Source organism: Salimicrobium salexigens, assembly GCF_900156705.1.
Classification (GTDB): Bacteria; Bacillota; Bacilli; order Bacillales; family Halobacillaceae; genus Salimicrobium; species Salimicrobium album.
The window spans coordinates 1-23928 of the sequence record NZ_FTOK01000004.1 but is presented as its reverse complement, the minus strand read 5'-3'; the positions used below and the strand labels follow the sequence as shown (position 1 = coordinate 23928).

The window sequence follows — 23928 nt, the reverse complement described above, 5'->3', positions numbered from 1 at the left end:
GATAACGCGATGAAACATTTAGCGAAAGAGCACTTCGTCTATTCTATGGATAAAGATAACCCTCCGGCTCTCACCGTTTCTTCCGGTGAACAGATCAAAGTCGATACATACGACTGTTTCGAAAACCAGATCCGGACGGAAGATTATGAAATGAAAAGTATGGACTGGGAGAAAATCAATCCCGCAACCGGACCGATCTACGTGGAGGATGCAGAACCCGGGGACGTACTGAAAGTCCGTATTGATGATATCACTCTCGGCGAACAGGGGGTCATGCTTACAGGGCCCGGGCTCGGCGTACTCGGTCACCGTATGGAAGACTTCGAAGTTAAAATACTTCCTTTGAAGGACGGGAAAGTGGTGTTTGATGAGAAATTGTCTCTACCCCTGAATCCTATGATCGGCGTCATCGGCGTGGCACCGGAAGGCGAAGGCGTGAACTGCGGCACCCCTGATGCACACGGAGGAAATATGGACACGAAACGTATTGCGGAAGGTGCCACTCTTTATTTTCCAGTCTTCCAAAAGGGAGCACTGCTTTCACTCGGCGACCTTCATGCGGCTATGGGAGACGGGGAAGTCAGCGTCTCGGGAGTTGAAATTCCGGCAGAAGTGACTCTGACCGTGGAAACGCTCAAAACAGAGTCCATCTCCTACCCGATGCTTGAAGACGGGGAAGGAGCAGCTGCGATTGTTTCCAAAGAAACCCTGGATGATGCAGTGGATACAGCAGTGGAAATGATCATCGACCATCTTCACCCGCGCCTTGATATGTCGCTATCTGAGCTGACGATGCTTGCAAGTGCCGCAGGTCAGGTGGAAGTCAGTCAGGTAGTCGATCCGCTTAAAACGGCCCGTTTCTCTATTCCGCGATACGTTCTGGAAGCGTATGATATTCAGCTATTCTGATTCACTAAAAAAGTGCTTCGCGAAATTGCGAAGCACTTTTTCTTACTGCAGTTCTTCTTCGAGACTCATATCTCCTGAAGGACGGAAACGATAGTACATCGTATACACTCTCGTATAGAACCACTGAATCCACGGACCGAGCAGAAGCATCGGAACAATTGTACCAAGTCCTACAGGACCGCCGATGATGAAAGCGAGGGAAGCCATGACGACCGCTACTGCTGTCTGGGACACTTGCAGACTCAAATTATATCTGTGACTCACCGCAAGGAACAGCTGATCGACCGGAGCGCGGGCGAACTGAGGCAGAATATAGATCGCCACCCCGAGACCGATGATCATTACTGCGACGAGCAGCAGTGCAAATTGCAGGAGAAACGGATAGTTAGCCAGATTGACCGGTGCAAACACGAACTCCAGCCAGAAATCCAGAATCAGACTCTCCATAAATATAGGAATGGCCGCTCTGATTTCCGGTGCCTGCTTCATAAGCAGTGCGTTCACAAAAACAATCAGAAATTGAAACACTCCGTACCAGAAACCTGTCGTAAATCCTAAGTGATCGGAGACACCGATAAAAAACGCCGTCCAGAACCCTGCTCCGAGAGTAGCGTTAATGAGAAGCGCTACCCCGAAAAAATTGATAAGCATACCCAGCAAGTATATAGAGGAACGATATAACATGACTTCCCCTCCTTCTTTCCTGAAATCTAAAAGCCATTCTATTAGAAGATATAGAGAGAAACAAGGAGAAAATCCTAGATATATCGATGATTTTTTGCTGAAAACGTTCTATTTACGAGCACACCGGTTTATAGATATTTATATGATTATAAGCGGAAATTTTTCATCTACTTTTTTTCAAACGTCATTTGTCATTTTTAAAAAAGTAAGTATAATACGTAAGGTGAAATACTTTCAGTAGAGCTCCAATTGTTCTTAGAAAACGGACATTTCAGTTTTACGGAAGTATTTTTTTGTTTATTTACCGTTATTTTACGCCATAATTCATTTAGGAGGAGACATGAAGAACGTATCCAGAGTTTTTTACATTACACTCACCTTAGTCATCATAACCGTTATATTCGGTGCTGTATTCCCGACGCAGTTTGAAGGAATTACAGGAAGCATCAAATCTTACGTGGCTACCACATTCGGGTGGTACTACCTGCTACTCATGTCCGCACTCGTAATTGTTGCCGTCGCCATTTCCATCAGCCCATGGGGGAAAATACGCCTCGGTAAAGACGGGGAAAAACCGGAGTTTTCCCTTCCTACCTGGACAGCGATGCTGTTTTCGGCAGGGATGGGGATAGGTCTCGTATTCTACGGGGCGGCCGAACCTCTTTTTCATTATCAGTCTGATGCCCCTACTTCGGAAACAGGGAGCGGAAAAGCGTTTAAAGAAGGGCTCGTCTATGCCTACTACCATTGGGGTATTCATATTTGGGCCATGTATGGAGTCACTGCTCTTGCCTTGGCTTTCTTCCAGTTCCGAAAAGGAGAGCCTGGCCTTATTTCCACGACTCTGAAACCACTGTTCGGCGAAAAAATGAACGGGCCGCTCGGCACATTAATCGACGTGCTCGCTGTATTCGCAACCGTCTTCGGTGTGGCAACGTCTCTCGGTTTCGGAGCGGTGCAGATCAACGCCGGGCTTTCCCACTTGTTCGGTATTGAGGTCGGCTTTACGTCGCAGTTCTTCATCATTACTGTCGTAACATTGTTATTTTTAGTATCAGCCTGGACAGGATTAAGCAAAGGCATTAAGTACTTATCCAATACGAACCTGGTTCTTTCCGTCGTCCTGCTGATGCTCGTCCTGATCATCGGGCCGACGATACTGATTCTGAACATGTTTACGGAAACGTTCGGCATGTACATTCAGAATTTCATTGAAATCAGCTTCCGTACGGCTCCACTCGAGAGCGATAACCGCAGCTGGCTCGATAGCTGGACAATTTTTTACTGGGCCTGGTGGATTTCTTGGGCTCCATTCGTCGGTATGTTCATCGCCCGCGTCTCCCGCGGCCGTACGATTCGACAGTTTCTTACCGGAGTCCTCACCATTCCCACCCTGCTCATTTCCATCTGGTTTGCCGTTTTCGGGACGACTTCCGGCAACATCCAGAATAAGGGCACGGAACTTACCCAGTATGCGACAGAACTCGTCCTGTTCAACATGTTCGACCAGCTTCCGCTGTCTCTCATTCTCTCTTTACTTGCGATAGTGCTGATCGGTTCGTTCTTCATTACGTCGGCCGATTCCGCTACGTTCGTACTCGGTATGCAGTCCGCGTACGGCTCTCTGGTGCCGGCGAACAGAATCAAGATCGTTTGGGGACTGGCTCAGTCCTCCGTGGCTCTCATTCTCCTGTACGTAGGAGGGCTGCAGGCGATACAGAATACGATTATTGCCGCGGCGCTTCCGTTCTCATTTGTCATGATTCTCATGGTCATCGCCCTCTTCAAGGCACTCAATGAGGAGTATAAAAAAATGGAAGCAGAAGAAGAGAAGAAACAGAAATCGTAGTCATACTAAAAGCCGGTCTGCTTTACTAACAAGCAGGCCGGCTTTTTTTGAGTACACAGAAACAATCTAGTTGCTGCTACCCCGTTCTTTCAGGGTTTCTTCAAACAGATCAAGTCCATGGTCGATTTCTTCCTTTGTAATGGTAAGGGGCGGAATCATCCGCATAATTTCCGTTTCGTTCCCTCCGAAATAGAATAGCACCCCTTTTTCAAGAGCACGATCCAGGCAGTCGAACAACACATCACTGCTCGGAGATTTCGTCACCGGGTCCACCATTTCGATTCCTATCATAAGACCGAGGGCCCGGACTCTCCCTATTTCCGGATATTTCTTCTGTATAGTGAGCAGCCTCTCGTAAGCGTAAGCCCCCTGCTCTTTCGTATTAGCAAGCAGATCCTCCTCTTCGATGACGTCGAGTACAGCATTTGCAGCATGGCAGGCAATCGGGTTCCCGCCGAACGTCGTTGCGTGACTGCCAAGCGGCCACTTCTGCATAAGTTCCCGCGAAGCCACGGTGGCACTGAGCGGCAGACCACTCGCTATACCTTTCGCAATCGCCATAATGTCCGGTGTGACGTTGAAAGTGTGCGAAGCGAACCACTCTCCGGTACGACCGAACCCGGTCTGCACTTCATCGAAAATAAGCAGTATGCCGTGCTCGTCACACAATTCTCTCACTCTGCGGAGCCATGAGGCAGGAGGAACGACGTATCCGCCTTCTCCGAGAACAGGTTCCACAATGAATGCCGCCACTTCTTCGGGGGTCACCTGATACTTGAACAACTGTTCCGCATGGCGATCGAGTTCTGCAACCGGGTCTTCCGCTTCCGGATCTGCATAAGGCAGCTGGTATGTGCCATTGACCGGCTGATGTTTCCGGTACTTGCTTTTCGAAGTGGAGACGCTTAGCGCTCCCATGGAACGACCGTGGAATCCGCCGAGAAAAGAAACGACGTAAGGGCGGTCCGTAACGTGACGGGCCAGCTTCAAAGCGCCTTCCACCGCTTCGGCACCGCTGTTTCCGTAAAAGAAGCAGTCGAGATCCCCGGGGAGGATGGCAGCAAGACGCTGTGACAATTCAAGAATGGAATCGTACATAATAACCCCGGACGGTCCATGAGTAAGTTCATCTGCGCCTTTTTTGATCGCCTTCACCACTTTGGGATGCCGGTGTCCGACGTTCGTCGTTGCAATTCCCGAAGTAAAATCAAGGTACTGCCTTCCGTCTTTTCCGTAGTAATAATGCCCCTCTTCTTTTTCCACCGGAAGGTTCGGGTGGTCCTTGGCCATGCTCGGTGCCAAATGTCTGTCCACAAGATCTTTTATTTCGTCCATAACTGTAATCCTCTCCTAAAAGAAAAATAAATGTGCAATCAGCGCGGCGAGCGGCAAAGTTACGACCGTCCGCTGCAGAAAAATGATGAATAGTTCAAACAGATTGATCGGTATATTCGATTTAATGAGCAGCACGCCTATTTCAGACATATAAATGAGCTGAGTCAGAGCCATAACGCCGATGACGAACCTGGTGATCTCCGCTTCGATTCCGCTTCCGATGACCGCGGGCAGGAACATGTCCGCAAAGCCGACGATCATCGCAGGGGCTGCAGCTTCCGCTTCTGGCAACTGCAGCAGATTCAGAATAGGAATGAACGGATAGGACAGGAAAGTGAAAATCGGCGTGAACTCCGCAATAATGAGCGCGACGGTACCGAGAGCCATGACGAGCGGAATGAGGCCGAGCCAGATATCAGCTACGTGGAACAGCCCTTTCTTAACGACTTCCCCGGCCCCTTTCACCTGATCGGCTTTCTTTATGGCACGGTCCACACCCCACCGGAACGTTGACCAGCCTTCGGGAACATCTTCCTGTATCTGACGGCCGACCGGTCCATGGTATGTCGTCTTTTTACCGGAAAGCGGAGGTATCCTCGGGATGACGATTGCCGCTACAATGCCGCACACCACTACCGTAGCATAAAACTGGACGAACATATCGTCGATAGACAGAAATCTTGCGATAACAAGACTGAACGCGATAGACGCTATGGAAAAGTTCGTAGCGATGATGGAAGCTTCTTTTTTCGTATAATATCCCTGTTCATACTGCTGGGTGGTGAGAAGAACACCGACGGTACCGCTCCCCATCCAGGAAGCCATGGCATCCACGGAAGAACGGCCGGGAAGCTGGAAGAGCGGGTTCATCACTTTTCTGACCATCGCTCCGATGAAATCCATCAGCCCGAACTCCAACAGTAGCGGCATGAACAGACTCGCGAATAAAAACCAGACCATAAGCACGGGAACGAGATCGTAAAGAACGACGACTCCCGTCACTTCCGACCATATCACTTCAGGACCGATACTCCACAACGTCATAGCCGCAAAGGCGGCACCAATGACCCGAAGCGTGATCCAGAACGTCCCTACGTCGAAAATAGCCACGATAAAAATATTATCTTTATATAATTTTTCGGGAACAAACCGGGTGATTATACTGCCGAGGGCAGATACCCACAATACTGCTGTCATAAAAGCAGGAATGTACGGTCCAATAGCCGCCTGCAGGCCATCAGCCATCACCCCGAGACCGATCGTAACCGTATCATTCACAGAAATAGGTACAAGGAACAAAAGCACTCCGATTAATGATGGAATAAGAAATTTCAATAATTGCTTCGTCGTGTACTTTCCATTTGTGGTGTCGCTCGCAGTTGCAGACTCATCAATCTCCATGCTTTTCTCCCCCAATCCGATAATTGTTTCATTGGTTAATAATACACAATAATGTATTTTTATTCAATAGGGTGTATCAGCATATTTAAAATTAAATGTTAAGAGGCGTCCGGCGGCATAGGTGTTCCCGAGACATATATCCACTGCTATGTAAAAAAGCACCCGCCATTCAGCGGATGCTTCGGATTTATTTATAGAAGTCACTCACTATTTCCTCAAGACTGATTTTTGCCAGATAGTTTTTCGGAGTCAAAAATGTGACGGTGACGACTCCGGGATGACGGCCTATCTCGATAGACCCGGTAATCGTAGCCCGGTTCATCACTTCCGGAACATCAATGCCGAAAGCTTTCGCCGCACGTTCCATGCCGTTCGTCGTCGCATCATTGAGAGTTGCTCCACTGCCGACGAAGGACACCGGAAGAGAATCTTCCATTTTTTCTATGTCCCATTCTTTCCGGAGTGCTTCGGCTTTTTGTTTCTCCTCTTCCGTGAACGGTTTAGCAAGGTAAGGAAGGTCTTCTTCCACCGGAAGGAGGATCGGCCCTTCAATGTTGACGCCTTTCATCACTTCCACTTCCAGACTGACAATACCCGAGACGTCTGTCGTATGTCCGGCGATTTCTCCGTCCCCCTGCATCGCATGCATGTCTCCAAGGTATACTCCTCCGCCTTCCACTTTCACCGGGCAGATAAGCACTGCCCCTTCCCGGACGCGGTTAATGTCCATGTGTCCATCCGTCCGCTCTTCCAGCTGCTCTTTTGTGAGTCCATACGAATGCGGAGCATCAATCAGGAACTGTCCGAAATCTCCGGCGTTGTGGGAGTCGGGAATAGCCCTTGAAGGTGTGGTGCCGAGCTGTCCGAGGAAAGGCCGCAGCCTTGCCATAGCCCCGACGATATCGTGGGGAGCAAACGTGACGACCGGATTCTGAATAGAGCCCTCGGGCGTTGCCATGTAATGTTTCGAGTCCTTCGCCACTTTTTCCGCCGCCTGTTTATCCAATGTCAGACCCACTTCCTTCTTGTGATCGAAGGCGATGGAATACGCATTCGTGAACGCAAAGGGAGTCACGTCCTCTCCGCACACCTGACAGCGGATCGCCTGCTGGCCGATGCCTTCGATATATGTTTCGGGATTCTCCGTACCACAGTTCGGACATTTCCCGTCTATGAACGGGTCGCCGGTGAAACGCCCTTCGACCGGTTTGTCGTTCCCGGAAGCTGTCGCTATAGAAGTCACTTCGATGGAATGGATACGGATAGCAATCGCATCTCCCACTTCCGCTCCTTCCACGTACACGGGCTTCGTCACTTCATGCCCGCCTTTCAGGGCAGGGGTGATCATCGGTCCCCAGCATCCGGGCGTCGTATTGGCGACGATGTGCCCGCCGTCCCGTACTTTATACTCCATTTCCTTTGAGGGATCCAGCACGCCGTCGGTAAAATCGTTAACGAAAACAGTCTGTTTAGCCTTCATTTTTACACCCCTTTTTGTTATTGTCTTAATTTTAGAATATTACAGACAATTCTACAAAAATAAAGACTTTTCATTCCGTTGTCTTCAGGGTATCAAAGGAGAGGAAAGGATAGATTCTTATGACGGAATTATTGCTCAGTCACATCCCCTCCACCCTTCTCCACATACTTACGGGGCTGCTGGTGGCGGATTTATTATTTAAAGGACCTGACTTCCAAAATAGAAAAGCAAGATTCGTTCTTCTCGGGGGCGTCGGTGTCATCGTACTGATCCCGGATCTCCCCAAACTGTTCGGTGTGCTGATCGGCCACTCCCTGGTCACCGTACCCATTATTGCCGCGTTTTTCGCTATTTTCACGCGGGCGCTGCTTACCATGACGTTTTTTTCCATATGGTGGCGGCTGACTCTCGTACTCGTAGTAAGCGCGCTCGGTATCGACTATCTCGGGAACGGAGTCCATCTGCTGTACCCGGTGACCGGGGCGACGTACGGCCTTTCTCTTATCCGGTATGAATTCTTCTATATACTACCGGTCAGCCTGCTGCTGTTTGTTCAGCTGCGGAAAGGAACTTCGGCACATCACCGCAACAGTTGATATCTTCAGCAGATCGTGCAGAATATGAAAAAAGAACCTCCGAATGGAGTTTACTTCCCTTCAACACGTTCCCACTCGCCTGAGGGGAAGGAAAACAGCTTCCCCGGAAATGAACAGCCTCACTGACCATCCTCTCTGCTGAAAAGCACACAAAAACCGGACGTCAAAGTCCGGTTCTGTGTACGCTATTCTGTTCCGTACTCTTCTCCCTGTTCGCCGCTCATTTCATCCAGTACTTCCGGGAACTCCACCGTATCGAATTCCTCCCCGGTCGCAGCATCGGTGATGTGGATGACGACGCTGTAATCATCGGGGCCCGCTCCATCGAAAAGTTGATAATATAAACCGAGAACACCGATACCGAAGACGGCAAATCCGTCGAAACTCTCCTCATAGGCAGTCTGCTCTGCTTCGAGCGTAAACTCGGAGTAATCACCATTTGCGGTGACCCCCTGAATGGATGAATATTCCCCGCCTTCCCGGATCTCTTCCAGGGAGCTCTCAATCTCCTCCTCCATTTCTTTCATCATTTCCTTATGCTTCGATTTGGACATTTTATACGTAATCGTTCCATCCCCGTTGTCCGTCACTTCTCCGATTCCTTCTTCTTCCGCAGAAGCTTTTATTTCTTCAAAATCTCCGTCTTCCATTTCGAACAGCGTTTTAGGAAGGGTCACTTTTACATTGAACATTCCTTTATCGACATCGATAGAACCTTCAGATTTCTCTTTCGCTGCTCCTTCACTTTCATCTTTGGATGTTTCCGCTTCCGGGGTGTCACCGGCTTCCGCAGATTCTTCCGGAGTCTGTTCCCCCGTCCCGCAGGCGGCAAGCAGAATGGATAACGCAATCAGCCATTTCCACATACGTCTCTCCTCTTTCCGGTTTGGATTTTACTGTCTCACTTCCGAAGGACAAATAAAATACGACGCTTGCCTTCCTTTTATTTTCCCTAATTTCCAAAATTATATACCTTTTCTGAGTAATTTTCCCCAGCCGCTCATCAAAAAGTATAGAAACAATTTCTCTTCCCTGCTAAACTATGATATAGAATATCCACTTCAGACAGGGAGGAAAAGTTATGGATGCATCCGCATGGACGAAAGAGGATTTATTGAAAATACTGCATAATGCGGACACCGGCCTGCTGGTAAGCGTCCCCGATGAAGACCGCTTCGTGGAAGTCAACGCTCCCGTTTTATCGAATCTCGGATACACACGGGAAGAGTTTCTGTCCCGCCCGCTCTCTGATCTCTTCGATACACTCCCCCTCGAAAAGCAGGAAAGGATACTTTATAAGAAAAACGGGGAGGAACTTCTCGTCGAAACCGTCAGCCGTTCCCTTACCCTTTCGGATGGCCGCCTCTATACGCTCACGACAGTCAAGGACATGACGAAAAACAGAGAAATAAAATATCGGTTGAAACATAAAGATCAGCAGTTCAAATCTCTCTACCTGTATAATCCGGATACTATCTTCTCCCTGGATATGAGCGGAAGATATACGAATATCAACCCTTCCGGTGTAGAACTTTTCGGCTATGCTCCCGAAAAAATCAATGGTTCCTCCTATCTGGAGTTTCTTACGAAAGAAGCCGGTGAAGCGACCCTTTCTCATTTCAAAAAAGTTACTAACGGGGAAACGGTACGATTTGAAACCACCCTCATCTCCCGGGATGCGGCCAGACATATTATGGATGTTACCGCCGTGCCTCTGATTATCGACAACGTCATTACGGGAGTCATCGGTATTGCGAGAGATATGACAGTGAAAAAAGCAACGGAACGGCTTCTTACCGAAAGCGAGCAGCGCTACCGCTCCCTGTTCGACTACAATACGGATGCAGTGATGACGTTTGATACAGACGGTACGTTCACCCATGCGAATGCAAGTACGGAGAAACTTTCCGGTATGTCGATTGAACAGCTGAGAGGTAAATCGTTTTTACCTTTTATATCAGAGGAGGTACGGGAGGAGACGAGACGACATTTTTTCACCTCTCTTCAGGGACAACCCCACCAATATGAAACGCAGCTCACCATGTCGGAAGGAGAGAAGCTGTACCTGCACGTAGCACTCGTGCCTATTTACATCGACGGAAACATTACGGGTATCCACTGTGTGGCCAAAAACGTAACCGAGTTGAAAAAGCTTAATAAAAAAATGAACCACCTTGCTTATCATGACACGCTCACAGGACTTCCGAACCAGCGTTACTTCCACGAGACCATCGAGCAGAAACTTGCGTCGGGGGAGAATTTCGCCCTTTTCTTCCTGGATCTCGACCGTTTTAAATTTATCAATGATTATATGGGCCACCACATGGGAGATGAACTGTTGAAACAGGTATCCCGCCGTCTGCTCCGGCTTGTCGGCACCCGGGGGAACGTGTTCAGGTATGGAGGCGACGAGTTTCTGATCATCCTGCCGCAAGTCGATACGGAAGAGGCGGGAGAAATAGCTGCCGATATCACTTCAGAAATGGAGCGAAGCTATGACCTGAACGGATATGAGGCACTGGTGACAGTGAGCATAGGTATCAGCATGTCACCGGAGCACAGCAACACGACCGCCGCACTCATCCGCCAGGCGGATAACGCTATGTATCATGCGAAAAACCTCGGCAAAAACACCTGGCAGGTTTACAACAGCCAGGTTCAAAAGCGGAAGACGGACCTTAAAACAGAGTCCCACCTTTACAAAGCACTCGCAAATCGGGAGTTTTTTCTCGTTTATCAACCGCAGTTCGAAAAAGACAGCAGCCATCTAATCGGTATAGAGGCACTGCTCCGGTGGAGAAATAAAGACCTCGGGCTCGTCTCTCCTTCCGAATTCATCACGATTGCCGAAGAAACAGGTCTGATCGTACCTATCGGTGAATGGGCGATCAGGAAAGCCTGCCAACAGGCAAAAGCCTGGCAGGACGAAGGGTACCCGCCTGTAAAAATATCCGTCAACCTGTCCATGCGTCAGTTCTATCATAACGATTTAGTCGAAATGGTAGCACAAATCCTTCAGGAAACCGAGCTCCCTGCAAAGTACCTGGAACTGGAAATCACAGAGTCTATGGCCATACACGCGGAAGAGGCCACCGACATCTTAAACAGATTGAGCGGTCTCGGGGTTAAAATCTCCATCGATGACTTCGGAACAGGATACAGTTCTCTCAGTTATTTAAAACGGTTCCCTATCCACCAGCTCAAAATCGACAAATCGTTCATTAAAGATATAGGAGTCGACCGGGAAAACAATGATATCATCACTACTATCATTTCCCTTGCCGACAGTCTGAATCTCGAAGTTATTGCAGAAGGTGTGGAAACAGCCAGCCAGCTGGATTTCCTCAGAAGAAACGGATGCGATAAGTACCAGGGATACTATTTTGCAAAACCTATGAAACCGGAACAAATCGTCTCCCACTTCAATCCGAAACTTTTTCACAAATAGCGCGTACTCCATAAACAAAAACAGCCGGAACATTTCCATACAGCTACTGCTGCGAAGGAGGTCCCGGCTGTTTTTTTCTTCTGTCATACACTATCCCTTATAGAACAGTACCGTAAAGTAAGGAGCACCTTTGTCATCGACTGCGACACCGATTCCGACTTCTTCATACGCAGGATTGAGGATATTGTCGCGGTGGCCTTTGGAATCCATCAGCCCTTCGTGGGCGTAAACGGCGTTGCTCTGCCCGTAAGCGAGGTTTTCCCCGATGATCCGGAAAGATACCCCGGCTTCCCTGGCTCTGTCCGCCGGTCCCTGTCCTCCCGGATTAGTGTGAGAGAAGTAATCACGCTCCGTCATATCCGTGCTGTGGGCTTCTGCTACAGGGACCAGTTCCTCTCTCCAGCTGAGCGGCTCCAGTCCCCTCGCCGTACGATCTCTGTTGATAAGTCCGAACATAACTTCCGCCTGGTCCTTTCCGACCCAGTCCTGTTCATTCGCATAGTAGCTGTTCATATTTACAGTAACGGATTGGGGGACGATATAAATGGACTTGATAACGTTCCCTTCATGACGGTCGTAAAAGACCGTCACTTCCTTATTGTTCCGTTGGTACACGTCATAGTTTTCAGCCGGAGACCGCACACTCGTCATCCCCCGTCTGACCGCATCCGCCGGTTCGCCCCAGGCTTTCTCTGCAGTGGAGCTTTCCTGGCCAATGGTTATCCCGTCATAGCTCTCCCCTTCTTTTCCCAGGTAGCGACCGGTGCTATCTTTATTGGCGAAAGAGAAATTCCCCGACGTCGTCCCTGTCAACATCCATGGGGTGCCGTAAATACTTTGTACCGTCTGCTCCCCGGCTGTTGCCGAAGACTCTTTCCCGGAAGTAACCTTCTTTTCCTCCTCTTCCGGAGAAACAGGAGCCGAATCGATCACCTGACCGGTTTCCCAGTTTTCGAACTTCTCCATGAAGGAATCCATTTCCTTCTTCACGGTATCCCATTCGGAATCCAGAGTTGTGATGACCCACGTTCCGAGGAACAGGAGTGCCAGTAACGCGACTGCCTTCTTCATCCGCTTCCGTCTCCTTCTTGTTCATTTATTTTTAAGACTCATCAGCCGATAATAATAATAACTACCTTTATATACTCAACCGGTTTTTCTTTTACTGAGACTGCTGTTTCCCTAATTTTATCACTGAGCAGACGTGCTGACACTTAATTGAAACCGGAGTTTGCGTATTCACCCGGGAAGCGGGAGTTCGAAATGCTTTTGACAGGCTTGAACAAAGAAGTATATAGTTAAAGTAAATTCTTGTTAAGGAGAGCCCTATGACAAATAATGAACCGGATTTCATCGTTGAATCGAAGCGCTTGTGTGAAATAGCGGGAATGAACCCGAACGAGATCCCGCGTCCCGACACCATATTAACCAGTTCCGAACTGGAAGCCAAGAAAGAAGAGTATGATGAAATATTATCCGTCGTCAGTTTTTTTTCGAATAAACTGCTGGACTCTTTGAAAGGAACGCCGATCCTTGTAGGTGTAGCCGACGCCGACGGGTACCTGTTGAAAGTGGAAGGAGATGAGACGATCCGCTCCACTATCGAACAGTTCGGCATATTTCCGGGCAGCCTCTTTCGCCAGGAAGATACCGGAACGAACGTGATCAGCCTCTCTCTTGATCAAAAGCACCCCATCAGCCTCATAGGAAAAAGTCACTATCATACGTTCCTGCACAGTACCGCCTGTTACGGTACCGCTTTCCGCTATACCGATAATAATAACCTGCTCGGCAGTCTGTCGATCATGATGCCGATTGAATACAGAAATCCTCTCTTCCTGACAATGCTTTCCCAGGTCGTGGACTCCATTGAACGGGAACTGCTGCTCAGGAAACAGAACAAAAAACTGAATATTATGAACCAGATCATGTTGAGCCGTACGAGAAACGGCATAGTTGTCACGGATGAGAACGGTATCACTACGGAGTTCAACGATTTCGCCCAAAAGATATCAGGAACAGATAAAGATGACGTCCTCGGCCGCAACATCCGGGAATCCCCGATCACCGGTTCCTATTTCGAAGAGCTCCTCGAACAGGAAAAAAGCTTTTCCAATGAAATACTGAAATTCACGGATGAGAACGGGGACCGCGTCATCTGCCTTTTCGACGCCCAGCCTATTTACGAAGAAGAGAAACTGGCCGGCGCTTTCGGTCAGTTCCGTGACATCACCGAGCGATACAACCTTCAGGAAAAATATAACTACCTGGCCTACCATGATGACCTTACCGGTCTCCCCAACCGCCGCTATGTGAACATTGAAACGAAAAGAGCTATCGAAGAACTCCAGAGCGGGGAAAGCAGCAGTCTTGCTTTACTTTTCATCGACCTGGACCGTTTTAAAATCATCAACGATAATTTCGGTCATACGTGCGGAGACCATCTTCTTATTGAAGTGAGCAGGCATTTGAAAAAGTACCTCGGTGAAAACGACATTCTTGCCCGGATGGGCGGAGATGAATTCGTCCTGTTACTTCAAAATTTCGAAGACGCGGACTACGTGACCCGAAAAGCCGAAGAAGTACTCCAGGAATTCCGTCATCCTTTTCAGGTGGACGATGAATATTTGTACACAACCGCGAGTATCGGAGTCGTCTACTACCCCGAAGAGTACGTCTCTCTGGAAACGTTCATGGTTTACGCCGACAACGCCATGTATCAGGCGAAACTGGACGGGAAAGACCGATACGTCGTCTATTCCTCCCATTCCCTTGAGAACATGATGGAAGAATTCCGGCTCGAAGCCGACTTACGGGAAGCGCTGGAGAAGAATGAATTCGTCCTGCACTATCAGCCCCAGATCAATAACACCACCGGTGAAGTGGTGGGTGTCGAGGCGCTTATACGGTGGCAGCATCCGGAATTCGGTCTGATTTCTCCTGGATCCTTCATCCATCTTGCCGAAAAGAATGGTCTCATCACGAGAATCGGAGAATGGGTTATCGAGGAAGCGTGCCGGCAGAATAAGAAGTGGCAGGAGGCGGGCGGCAGACCGGTGAAAGTTTCCGTCAATATGTCCACCCAGCAATTCCTTACGAAAAATACGCTCAACCTTGTCCAGGACGTTCTGGAACGTACGGGGTTAGCTCCGGAGTATCTCGTCCTCGAAGTTACGGAGTATATGGCGATGGAATATGACAGTTCTTTTCTCGTACTCGAAAAACTGAGAGACATCGGGGTAGGTATCAGCATCGATGACTTCGGCACCGGATACAGTTCCCTGAACTACCTGAAACAGTTCCGGATCGACTACATTAAAATAGATAAATCCTTCGTCAATGAAATCCTTCACGACGAGAACGATGCGATCATTGTGAATGCTATCATCAGTCTTGCCCACAACCTTGGCATGCAGGTCATCGCCGAAGGGGTCGAAACGAGCGAACAGCTCGACTTCCTCATCCGCCAGAACTGTGACGTGACCCAGGGGTTCTATTTCAGTAAACCGCTCACCGCTGATGATATCGAAAAATCCTACATCCGCCCACAGGCGCCACAGGAGGGAAATTAGTAATGAAAAAACTCGCTTCTATACTGACCGACCACTTTGTACACTGGGGGATCACACACGTCTTCGGGATACCGGGAAAAGCCATCTCCCCCATCCTCTTCGAACTGTTGAACACCGACATTGAATTCGTTCTGAGTAAGCATGAAGGGGCAGCGGGATTCGAAGCGGCAGGATATGCAATGATGAAGGATGTCCCCGGGGTGGCTATCGGTACGTCAGGACCCGGCGGGACGAACCTTCTTACCGCAGCCGGGCAGGCTAAAGCTTTCCATACTCCCCTGCTCATCATTACCGGGCACCCTTCCATGAAAGACACGGGTAAAGGACAGGGTCAGGATTCCAGTATGTTCGGTACCGATTTGTGCCGCATGTTTGAACCTGTGACGAAATTCAGCGTAAGAGTGGAGCATGCGGAACGGCTGGCTCCGCTTCTGGCCCATGCCCTGGAAAAAGCAGTTACCGGAGTTCAGGGACCCGTTCATCTTTCGATTCCTTTCGATATACTTCTCGAGGAAGCGGAACCGTTTCTTCTTGATATTCCGGACAGGACGCCCGTCATCTCCCCCGAAATATACAACCTCCCTCCTCTCCTTGAAAAAGCGGAAAAACCGGTGCTTTTTCTCGGAAAAGGGGTCCATGCAAGCAGGAGTTATGAAGAAGTGAGAGAAGTCGCCGAACGCTGGCAGATTCCGGTCATCACCACTCCGGGAGGGAAAGGCTGCTTCCGTTCAGACCACCCTCTGTCTCTCGGAGGTTTCGGACTCGGCGGCACGGAAGAAGCAGCAGCCTATCTGAAACAGAAGACGGATTTGATGCTGGTACTCGGAACGAGACTCAGCGACATGAGCATCCCCGGATTCACCGAAGACATGACGCCGGAACGCCTCTTTCATTTCGACCATGACCCTACGTTTATCGGCAAGTCCCTGAACTCAGAGACGACAGCCGTACTCGGGGATTTAAAAACGAACCTCCAGTCGCTTATCGCCGCAGCCCCGCCGGGTAAGAAAGAAACCCGCACCCTCCCTGCACGCACACAGCCCGCCGTTGCAGATACAGAACTGATGTCGGCGGTCGCGGTCATCGAAGCGATGCGGGATTCTCTGCCGGATGAAGCTGTGCTGTTCGGAGATGACGGGAGCCATTCCTTTTACGGCATCCGTCACTTCGATGTACGGCAGCCGGGCACCTACTTCTTCGACGATATTTTCGGGGCGATGGGTAACGGTATCGGTTATTCCATTGGTGCTTCTCTCGCCGCTCCCGACAAAACGATCGCATGCCTGACGGGGGACGGGTGCATGTTCATGCACGGCACCGAGATCTCCACTGCCTATAACTATAATGCGCCCGTGTTGTTCATTATGATGAATAATGGACGTCTCGACATGGTCGAAAAAGGTATGAGGAAAATGATCGGGACCTCGATCGGCGGGGTATACGACACTCCTCTTGACGGGGCGGCTTTCGCCCGTTCTATGGGACTGGAAGCTCACACGTGCTATAATAAAAAAGAGGTGGAGGAAGCGATTCGAACTTCCCTTCAGACGATGAAAGAAACGAACAAACCGGTAGTCATCGACGCAATTGTCGACGGTAATGAAATACCGCCGACCATGGGGAGGCAGTAATGATGGAGAACAGCAGATATGAAGCTGGACAGAAAGTGATGGAAGAACTTTTTTCGGAACAGGTGAGACAGGAGATGAAAGGTGTGAAAGACGTCTCCCCCGACCTGTGGAACATGATAGTTTCCTTCGGTTTCGGAGACCTTTATTCCCGGGAGGGTCTTTCTCTTTCACAGCGGGAAATCGTAACGATCACCTCGCTTATTACCCAGGGGGCTTTCGATCAGCTGAAAGTCCATCTGGAGGCGGCGCTGAATGTCGGTCTTTCCCGGGAGGAAATAACTGAAATCATTATCCAGTGTACCGGCTACGTCGGCTTTCCGAAGGCCGTACACGCTATGCAGATAGCAGCGGAAGTGTTTCAGGAGAGGTCGGAATACAGTTCCAGGTGATACTAAAAAAGAAGAAGGTGCGCAGCTGCGCCTTCTTCTTTTTTATCTGGAGGAAAATGCTATCCCTATCTATTTCACGTATCCGGACAGTCTTCACTCCTGCCGGATCCGCGTTTTCACCGAACCGAAAAGATAGAGAGCTCCAGTCAGCCAGAAGATGCTTGAAATACTTATGAACTGGGCTACGCCTCCGAACAATAGAGGCGAAGTGACCTGGACGAAACGGTTTGCCGTAATACGCACGCCGAGACCCTGGCTGACGACATCTTTCGGCAGGGAATGAAGGGCGGTCGATATAGAAAGAGGCTGCCCGAGCCCTACCCCCAATCCGAGAATAAAAGCGATCACCCCAATGATATAAACGGAATTAAAGAACGGTATAAGAAGGAACATAACTCCGGAAGCCAGGATGGAAGTGAGCACAACCGTATTTCTTGAAAAACGTGCCAGAAAGAAGGTCATCCCCCAGCGGATAAGCAGACCGGCCAGGGCGTTAGCCGATACGATAAGTCCGATTTCGGTACCGGAAAGACCGATTTCCACTCCGAGAAGCGGAAAGAAAGAGGTGAACGCATCTTTTCCTGTGAGCACCATCGTACTTATATATATAGCACGACGGAAGTTCACAATACCGACAAGTTCCCCCATAGACGCATTCCGCTTCGCATCTTCTTCTCCCGGCTCGTTTTCCGGTTCTTTCGTGAGCCGGAACGTCATCGCTACGGCTATCATTCCGATGATACTGAGAAGAAGGAAAGCTGTCGGCGTTCCGAATCCGTCCGCCACGCTTCCGCCGATCGCCGGACCGAGAAATGTTCCTGTCGCAGCTCCGATACTGAACTTCATAACGTGATGATCCCGTTTCGTTCCGTCCCGCGACTGACCTACGTAGCTCTGGGCCGAAATGATAAAAGCAGTGTGAAAGGCCCCTGCTACTACCTGAGACACGATGAGCCCGGTGAGGGAGGTCCAGAAGAACGGCAGACTGAGTGCAGCCATCGTCAGTGCAGCACTGAGAAGAAGCGGACCCTTACTTCCATGGAAGTTTATAAATCGGCCGATGGGTACGGATAAAAACAGAGGGAGCAGCGGGAAAAGGGAAATGATCAGCCCGATCTGAAACGAAGTGGCTCCCAGTTCGTTTCCGAGGATCGACACGAGCGGCCTTGTCCCCATACCGGCTGTCATAAAAAATATAGAAATAATAGAAAGCAGGGTGTAATCACGTTCCGTTATTTCTTTCAAAATCAACCTCTCCTCTACTCACCGCAGATACCCCTATTTTACCCTCCGTTTTCCGTTCTTTCCAGTATCCGGAACTATCCTTTTCCTGTTTGATTACCGTCTATGGGAAAAGAAGTCGATTAAAAACCTGTAGAACGTCTCCTCCGTAGGCAGCAGAGGGCGTTCTTTCGATTTGACGATTCCGATCGATCTGGTGACGACCGGGTTTTTGAGGGGGATTTTAACAGCGTTCCTCGGCATGCCGTCCACCAGCGTCACTTCCGGTATGAAAGAAACACCGAGACCTGCCGAAACCATACCTTTAATCGTTTCAATATCTTCTCCTTCGAAGGAAACGTCAGGTGCGAATCCGCCTTTATGGCAAGCCTCCATAATAAGATCCCGCAAAATATACCCTTCCGGAAATGTGACAAACTCTTCATTCCTTAAACTGTTGATTTCAATTTCCTCCTCCGAAGCCAAAGGGTGGCTGGAAGGCAGAAGAGCTACTACTTTTTCCGTAAACAGTGTCTCCCCCTCCACTCTCTCATCCTCCGGCAGAGGAGCGAGGAGAGCCATGTTCACATGACCTTTCACAACCATATTGATCAATTCGTAATAAGAACCCTGGCTCAGCCGGAATTTCACTTCCGGATATTCTTCCCTGAAAGCGGATACTACCGCCGGCATAATATACGTAGCAATACTTGAAGGAAAGCCTATATGGACGGTCCCTGTTTTCGGACTCTGAAACTCCCGTATTTCCCTCTCCGCCTGATGGAACAGGACGCGGATCCTGTCCATATGTTCATAAAACATTTTACCGGCATGGGTCAGTATGACATTTCTCCCCCGGCGATAAAAAAGTTCGACACCCAGCTCCTGTTCCAGGTTATAAATCTGGCGGCTCACGGCCGACTGGGAAATATCAAGAGACAGAGCAGCGTCTGTAACGTGCTCCAATTCCGCTACTTTCATGAAATAACGAAGCTGTTTTAATTCCACACTGAGTCCTCCTTTATCTAAATTATCGAAAAACTTCATGATAACAATCTAATTATTAGATTGGTTTTATTAAAAATAAATTGTAAAATAGATAACACTCAAATACAACTTAAAAGATCTTACTTTCTTTTATAGAAAACGTCAGAGAGGAGCATGTAATTTTATGCCGACAACCCAACAATATATAACGAAACCACAAAAAGACAAAGCGACCAAATACGTTTCCGAGGTTCTTCAGACTGTAAAAGAAAGAAATCCTCATGAACCTGAATTCCATCAGGCCGTAAAGGAGACCCTTCATTCCCTTATTCCCCTTCTTGAAGAAAATCCGGAGTACATCAATAATGGGATCCTCGAACGCCTTGTGGAACCCGAAAGAATGATAAGCTTTCAGGTGCCCTGGACGGACGATACAGGCGCTGTTCGTGTTAACCGTGGATTCCGGGTCCAATTCAACAGCGCAATCGGACCCTATAAAGGCGGGCTCCGTTTTCACCCGACCGTAAATTCAAGCATTATTAAATTTCTCGGCTTTGAACAGATTTTCAAAAACTCTCTTACCGGCCAGCCGATCGGCGGCGGGAAAGGCGGTTCGGACTTTGATCCGAAAGGAAAGTCCGACCGTGAGATCATGCGTTTTGTTCAGAGTTTCATGACCGAACTCTCCAACCATATCGGTCCCGACACGGACGTACCTGCCGGAGACATCGGAGTCGGTCCCCGGGAGATAGGCTATATGTTCGGACAGTACAAAAAGATGCGCGGAGCTTTTGAAGCCGGCGTACTGACCGGGAAAAGTCCGCAATTTGGAGGCAGTCTTGTGCGCACCGAAGCTACGGGATACGGTTCTGTCTACTTCGTGAAAGAAATGCTCGCAACGCGCGGTCTTTCTTTCCGTGGAAAAACAGTTGTCGTTTCAGGATCCGGGAACGTCTCCTGTTTTGCGATGGAAAAAGCCGATGAACTTGGAGCCAACGTTGTAGCCTGCAGTGATTCTTCGGGGTATATCTATGACGAAGACGGAATTGATATTGAAACGGTAAAACGTTTGAAGATCGATGAAGGAGAGAGGATATCCAAGTACGTGGAAGAACATCCGCAAGCCCGCTACTTCGATAACTGTCCGGATATCTGGTCCGTCCCCTGCGACATAGCTTTGCCATGCGCTACTCAAAATGAGCTCAGTGAAGAAGCTGCACGACTACTTGTCTCTAACGGACTGCTCGCCGTCGGAGAAGGAGCGAACATGCCATGTGATGCTGAGGCGATTGATTTCTTCCAGGAAAACGATGTTCTTTTCGCCCCGGCGAAAGCGGCCAATGCCGGAGGAGTTGCAGTATCTTCTTTGGAAATGGCCCAAAACAGTGCTCGTCTCTCCTGGTCCTTCGAAGAAGTGGATGAGCAATTGAAAGCGATCATGAAAGATATCCACGATCGTTCCCAGGAAGCTGCGGAAGAATGCGGAAAGCCCGGCGATCTTATAGCAGGAGCGAATATTGCCGGCTTCAAAAGAGTGGCCGGTGCGATGCTTATGCAAGGTATATAATAGACACAATCCGAACGGATATAACCGTTCGGATTTTTCGTTCTGAAAATCTTTTTCCACAATCACAGCCGTCGTTTTCAATAGAAAACGTAGGTCATGCGTTCAAACCCTCTGAGGTGCTGCACTTTTTGTACCGGATAGTCATAAAGCCGACGGGTTCTAGCTCGACAGGAAAGACAAATGTGGGTTTTTTTCGGCATCTGTACATGAAGGTACAAACACCCGTCCCGTTCCTCCGTCTTCCTCACTTCCACACCTTCAAATCCTGGAATCATCATGGTAGAACGCATATATACACACAACTCCTATCTTTTTCTTGTTTCTAGGCAATTAAAGTATAAAAGATAAAGGAGCTTGTGTGTATTTCTTTGGCTAAATTTTTCTGATACCCCAACAAATATTGTAGAGCCAATATTGTAGAGCGAAAAAAAGACTGCCGGTTTGAGAAAACCGGCAGTCTTTCGTCTTTTGTCTTAAGGAAGATCATTCGGGCCCGGACCAGGTTCACCAGGATCCTCAGGCTTCGAATCTTTTTCTACACTTACTTTTTCCATCTTGCGGTCAGCTTTCTCAAGGTACTCGGCCGCTTTGTCACGTCCGCCAAGTCCAAAGGCAAGACCGAACGCAAGGGCAAGTGCTCCAAGTATAAGCATGAACGCAGTGTTGATGATCGAATCAGCTACACCGAGCTGGTCGAGTGCCATGAACAATGCGAAAGCCAGAATAGCATACTTGGCAACAGAGGCAAGAATGTTGGATTCGCCTCCAGGAGTGCGGACGGCACTCTTCACGAAGCGGGAAGCCGCATCCGCAAGCCACATACCTATACCGAGAATGACGATTGCAGCGAATACAGATGGCAGATAGCTGACGACTCCTGTCGCAAGATCGACGAGGAACTCAAGCTGTATTACCTGAAGAGCTTCTACAGCAAACAGGAAAATAACGAAAATCTGTACAATGTATCCACCGATTTCAGACAGTTTAGGGATGCTTCTGTTCTCTTCTGCGCCCCCAAGTCCCATCTTGCTCATAAGGGAATTGAAACCTACGCGTTCAAGAAGGTTGGCTACAACGTCCTTCAGCCAGCCACCGATTACTACACCTACCATAATCAGCAGAGCGGCTACGATGATTTGCGGGATCATTTCCAGTACGGTGTTCAGCATAGCGATAGCCGGTGCCGAAATACCTTCAAGATCCAGTGTTTCCAGTGCGGAAATAACGACCGGAATCAGAATGAGTACGAATACTACCGTACCGATGATCTGGGAAAGACTGGTTCCTTTCATGGAAGAAGAAAGGTTCATCTTCTCGGAAACGCGGTCCGTTCCGATACTCTGAAGGAATTTCGTAACGATATCCCGTACGATTTTAGCTACAAACCAGCCGATCAGCAGCGTAATCGCAGCTGCTACCAGTTTAGGAATAAAGGTAAGGATGCTCTCTATCATAGAAGAGATGGATCCGCTCAGAGAGTCGATGTTCAGGGCTCCGAGCACAGCCGGAAGCGCCAGTAAAAGGATAAGATAGAATACGATCTGAGCAAGTGTATTCACACCTTTTTGAGCAGATTCTTCATCATCTGCTACCTTGGACTTCACCATCATTCCGGACATTTTTCCTCCAGCGCCTTCGATCAGCTTCTTAAGTACTGTCGCTATAACGTAGGCGACGAGCAGAATGATACCTGCTTTTACGATTACAGGGATTGCTGAAGTGATGCTTGATAGCATATTGGACAGCGGCTCTGCCAGCATGTCGATATTCAGCATATTAAGGAACCATACAAAGGCTATAATGACGATCAGCCAGTAAATGATTTTCCCTACGACTCTTTCAACGCTGAACGACGGGGGCGTGTCCGAGTCTTTCTTTCCGAACAACCTCCTGCTTAATTCCATTTTTTCCAGAGCTTTTTTGACTCCTCTGGAAACGATCGCAGCTACTATAAATCCTATAATTAGTACGAGAAGCGCGAGAAGAAGCTGCGGTATTTGCGCTATAAAATCTTCGAATGTCTTCATGAGACCATCCACATGATCATCCTCCTTTACTATATTTAAAAAAATGAATCACTTCCTCCTTCATCGGAGCAAAGTTCCTTCCGGGAAACATTTCCCGGAGCATAACGGCCTCAGACAGAGACCATCATGCGCCGGAAAACGGCCGGAATGCTTATACGTCTGCGGTAATTCCCGTGACGATCCGTTTCCGGTATTCACTGGGAGAACAGGAATACTTCTCCTGAAAGATACGGATGAAGTGTCCGTTACTGATGCCGATTCTATCGGCAATGTCCCGTATGGGCAGGGTCATATCCTGAAGAAGAAGCACACTTTCCTCAAGCTTCTTTCTTTTTATATATTCATTGCAGGTGGTATCGAGATGAGTACGGACCAGCCGGGCCAGATGACCGGGCGACATTCCGAGCCCGTCTGCTATCAAAGTGACGGAAAGCTGATCATACAAATGTTCATCCACATATTGAATGAACTTCATCACTTGCGGGTGGGAAGGAGACTCCAGGAAATATGTATTGACTGTGTGCATAAATGTATCGGTCATGAAATACATTCCCTCCCGGAAATCTTCCTCCGTTTCCCATGATTCGACCAGTTTCATTAAAGAAACGGCTGTAGCCAAAAATTCCCACGCAAACACAAAACGCTTCGAAAAACGTTCCGCTGAAGCTCCGGCCAGATAAACGAAAAATCTCCGGTAATCCTTCACACGTTGGTAGTGACCCCTAAAAGTTAGAGTTTTTATTAGGAAGCTGATTGGCTGGTTTGAGTCCGGTATTGAATGGGACTCAAACCAGCTAATTTTGCTTTTATACGATCATGGTTGTAGTAATTG

The 23928-nt window shown here is 48.8% G+C and carries 19 protein-coding genes; 8 read left to right on the top strand and 11 right to left on the bottom strand.

The genetic code is table 11. The features are described 5' to 3' along the window. Positions 1-9 precede the first annotated feature (9 nt). A complete protein-coding gene (locus tag BW931_RS05700) occupies positions 10-909 on the top strand; it encodes an acetamidase/formamidase family protein (RefSeq protein ID WP_076570705.1) in 900 nt (299 codons plus the stop codon). A gap of 42 nt (positions 910-951) precedes the next feature. Here the strand turns inward: BW931_RS05700 and BW931_RS05695 are convergent, their stop codons facing one another. Next, entirely contained in the window at positions 952-1593 is a 642-nt protein-coding gene (locus BW931_RS05695; protein WP_076570703.1) for a YczE/YyaS/YitT family protein, read from the bottom strand. 340 nt (positions 1594-1933) lie between these two features. Between BW931_RS05695 and BW931_RS05685 the strand changes: the two genes are divergently transcribed. Next, positions 1934-3442 (top strand): BCCT family transporter, encoded by a 1509-nt coding sequence (locus BW931_RS05685; protein WP_076570698.1) that lies wholly within the window; start codon positions 1934-1936, stop codon positions 3440-3442. Positions 3443-3508: 66 nt separating this feature from the next. Here the strand turns inward: BW931_RS05685 and BW931_RS05680 are convergent, their stop codons facing one another. From BW931_RS05680 to BW931_RS05670, 3 genes are all read right to left on the bottom strand, one after another. Then, positions 3509-4777 (bottom strand): aspartate aminotransferase family protein, encoded by a 1269-nt coding sequence (locus BW931_RS05680; protein WP_076570696.1) that lies wholly within the window; start codon positions 4775-4777, stop codon positions 3509-3511. Between the two features lie 15 nt (positions 4778-4792). Then, complete coding sequence (locus BW931_RS05675; RefSeq protein ID WP_076570694.1) at positions 4793-6178, bottom strand: YjiH family protein; 1386 nt, start codon at positions 6176-6178, stop codon at positions 4793-4795. Positions 6179-6365: 187 nt separating this feature from the next. Next, positions 6366-7658, bottom strand: coding sequence for an acetamidase/formamidase family protein (locus tag BW931_RS05670; RefSeq protein WP_076570692.1), 1293 nt, complete (start codon positions 7656-7658; stop codon positions 6366-6368). A 119-nt stretch (positions 7659-7777) separates the two neighbouring features. Between BW931_RS05670 and BW931_RS05665 the strand changes: the two genes are divergently transcribed. Then, positions 7778-8254 carry a hypothetical protein gene (locus BW931_RS05665; protein WP_076570690.1) on the top strand — a complete coding sequence of 159 codons (477 nt, stop codon included), beginning with the start codon at positions 7778-7780 and terminating at the stop codon, positions 8252-8254. 185 nt (positions 8255-8439) lie between these two features. On the opposite strand, the gene BW931_RS05660 is transcribed toward BW931_RS05665, so the two are convergent. Further along, positions 8440-9120, bottom strand: a complete 681-nt coding sequence (locus BW931_RS05660; RefSeq protein WP_076570689.1) for a hypothetical protein — start codon at positions 9118-9120, stop codon at positions 8440-8442. 215 nt (positions 9121-9335) lie between these two features. Here BW931_RS05660 and BW931_RS05655 point away from each other — a divergent pair, with 215 nt between their 5' ends. Then, entirely contained in the window at positions 9336-11702 is a 2367-nt protein-coding gene (locus BW931_RS05655) for a sensor domain-containing protein (RefSeq protein WP_076570686.1), read from the top strand. Between the two features lie 90 nt (positions 11703-11792). Here the strand turns inward: BW931_RS05655 and BW931_RS05650 are convergent, their stop codons facing one another. Then, complete coding sequence (locus BW931_RS05650; protein ID WP_076570683.1) at positions 11793-12773, bottom strand: CAP domain-containing protein; 981 nt, start codon at positions 12771-12773, stop codon at positions 11793-11795. A gap of 257 nt (positions 12774-13030) precedes the next feature. On the opposite strand from BW931_RS05650, the gene BW931_RS05645 reads away from it, so the two are divergent. From BW931_RS05645 to BW931_RS05635, 3 genes are read left to right on the top strand one after another with little or no spacing between them, the layout of a single operon-like run. Next, positions 13031-15274, top strand: a complete 2244-nt coding sequence (locus BW931_RS05645; protein WP_076570680.1) for an EAL domain-containing protein — start codon at positions 13031-13033, stop codon at positions 15272-15274. Positions 15275-15276: 2 nt separating this feature from the next. Next, entirely contained in the window at positions 15277-16905 is a 1629-nt protein-coding gene (locus BW931_RS05640; protein WP_076570679.1) for a thiamine pyrophosphate-binding protein, read from the top strand. Between the two features lie 2 nt (positions 16906-16907). Next, positions 16908-17294 (top strand): carboxymuconolactone decarboxylase family protein, encoded by a 387-nt coding sequence (locus BW931_RS05635; RefSeq protein WP_234972586.1) that lies wholly within the window; start codon positions 16908-16910, stop codon positions 17292-17294. 93 nt (positions 17295-17387) lie between these two features. On the opposite strand, the gene BW931_RS05630 is transcribed toward BW931_RS05635, so the two are convergent. Both BW931_RS05630 and BW931_RS05625 read right to left on the bottom strand, forming a co-directional pair. Then, positions 17388-18539: an MFS transporter gene (locus tag BW931_RS05630; RefSeq protein WP_008586838.1), complete on the bottom strand. Its 1152-nt coding sequence runs from the start codon at positions 18537-18539 to the stop codon at positions 17388-17390. 93 nt (positions 18540-18632) lie between these two features. Then, positions 18633-19523 (bottom strand): glutamate biosynthesis transcriptional regulator GltC, encoded by an 891-nt coding sequence (locus BW931_RS05625; RefSeq protein ID WP_076570675.1) that lies wholly within the window; start codon positions 19521-19523, stop codon positions 18633-18635. Positions 19524-19686: 163 nt separating this feature from the next. Between BW931_RS05625 and gdhA the strand changes: the two genes are divergently transcribed. Then, positions 19687-21069 carry an NADP-specific glutamate dehydrogenase gene (gdhA, locus tag BW931_RS05620; protein WP_076570673.1) on the top strand — a complete coding sequence of 461 codons (1383 nt, stop codon included), beginning with the start codon at positions 19687-19689 and terminating at the stop codon, positions 21067-21069. 473 nt (positions 21070-21542) lie between these two features. On the opposite strand, the gene BW931_RS05610 is transcribed toward gdhA, so the two are convergent. From BW931_RS05610 to BW931_RS05600, 3 genes are all read right to left on the bottom strand, one after another. Continuing rightward, complete coding sequence (locus BW931_RS05610) at positions 21543-23108, bottom strand: mechanosensitive ion channel (protein WP_084193864.1); 1566 nt, start codon at positions 23106-23108, stop codon at positions 21543-21545. A gap of 139 nt (positions 23109-23247) precedes the next feature. Next, positions 23248-23802 (bottom strand): helix-turn-helix transcriptional regulator, encoded by a 555-nt coding sequence (locus tag BW931_RS05605; protein ID WP_076570671.1) that lies wholly within the window; start codon positions 23800-23802, stop codon positions 23248-23250. Positions 23803-23837: 35 nt separating this feature from the next. Beyond that, positions 23838-23928: IS3 family transposase (locus BW931_RS05600; RefSeq protein WP_143541862.1), on the bottom strand; the 91-nt coding region annotated here is incomplete at its 5' end.